This window comes from Aminobacter sp. MET-1 (assembly GCF_026521175.1).
Taxonomy (GTDB): domain Bacteria; phylum Pseudomonadota; class Alphaproteobacteria; order Rhizobiales; family Rhizobiaceae; genus Aminobacter.
The window spans coordinates 1-1430 of record NZ_JAMSHL010000058.1 but is presented as its reverse complement, the minus strand read 5'-3'; the positions used below and the strand labels follow the sequence as shown (position 1 = coordinate 1430).

Here is a 1430-nt window from a genome sequence, read left to right as displayed (position 1 = left end):
CCTGCCTTGAGTGCGGGGATGCAGAGTTCGGCGTCCATCTCGGGCGGCAGGTCGACGACGATCAGGCCATCGATGCCCGAGGCGACTGCATCTGCGAGGAAGCGGTCGACGCCGTAGATGTAGATAGGGTTGTAGTAGCCCATCATCACGATCGGGGTGTCGTTGTCGTCCTTGCGGAACTCGCGCGCCATCTCGAGCGTCCTGGCCAGCGTCTGGCCGGCCTTCAGCGCCCGCAGGCCGGCAGCCTGGATCGCCGGGCCGTCGGCCATCGGGTCGGAGAACGGCATGCCGAGCTCGATGATGTCGCTGCCGGCCTTGGGCAGCGCCTTCATGATCGACAGCGAGGTGTCGTAGTCGGGGTCGCCGCCCATGAAATAGGTCACGAGTGCCGGGCGTCCCTCGGCCTTCAGCTTCGCCATGCGGCGGTCGATGCGGGTGGTCGTCATGTTCAGATCTCCATGCCCAGCATCTTGGCAACCGTATGCACGTCCTTGTCGCCGCGGCCCGACAGGTTGACGATCATCACCTTGTCCTTGCCCATCGTCGGCGCGGTCTTCACCGCATAGGCAATCGCATGCGCCGATTCGAGCGCCGGAATGATGCCTTCCACCTTGGTGGTCAGCTGGAACGCCTCCAGCGCTTCGTCGTCGAGGATCGGCTGATAGTCGACGCGGCCGGTGTCGCGCAGCCACGAATGCTCGGGGCCGACGCCGGGATAGTCGAGGCCGGCCGAGATCGAGTGGCCGTCGAGGATCTGGCCGTCCTCGTTCTGCAAAAGATAGGTGCGGTTGCCGTGCAGCACGCCCGGGCGGCCGGCATTCATCGAGGCGCAGTGCTCGACACCGTCGAGGCCACGTCCGCCGGCTTCGATGCCGACGATCTTGACGTTGCGGTCGTCGAGGAAGGGGTGGAACAGGCCGATGGCGTTGGAACCGCCGCCGACAGCAGCCACGATCATGTCGGGCAGGCGGCCCTCCTGCTCCAGCACCTGCTGGCGCGCCTCGGAGCCGATCACCGACTGGAAGTCGCGCACCAGTTCGGGATAGGGGTGCGGACCGGCGGCCGTGCCGATCAGATAATAGGTGTCGTGCACGTTGGTGACCCAATCGCGCAAGGCTTCGTTCATGGCGTCCTTCAGCGTGCCGTGGCCGGCGCTGACCGGGCGCACTTCGGCGCCGAGCAGCTTCATGCGGAAGACATTGGGCTTCTGCCGCTCGACGTCGGTGGCGCCCATATAGACAAAGCAGGGGAAGCCGAAACGCGCTGCGACGGTGGCCGAAGCGACACCATGCTGGCCGGCACCGGTCTCGGCGATGATGCGGGTCTTGCCCATGCGCTTGGCGAGCAGGATCTGGCCCAGGCAGTTGTTGATCTTGTGCGAGCCCGTGTGGTTCAGGTCCTCGCGCTTGAAGTAGATCTTGGCGCCGCCG

General features: G+C 65.7%; 2 protein-coding genes. Both read right to left on the bottom strand.

All coding sequences use genetic code 11. From position 1 onward, the window contains the following. The coding region (trpA, locus tag NDO48_RS28985; protein ID WP_267322882.1) for a tryptophan synthase subunit alpha at nt 1-446 on the bottom strand (446 nt) is incomplete at its 3' end. Nucleotides 447-448: 2 nt separating this feature from the next. Next, nucleotides 449-1430: tryptophan synthase subunit beta (gene trpB, locus NDO48_RS28980; RefSeq protein WP_267322881.1), on the bottom strand; the 982-nt coding region annotated here is incomplete at its 5' end.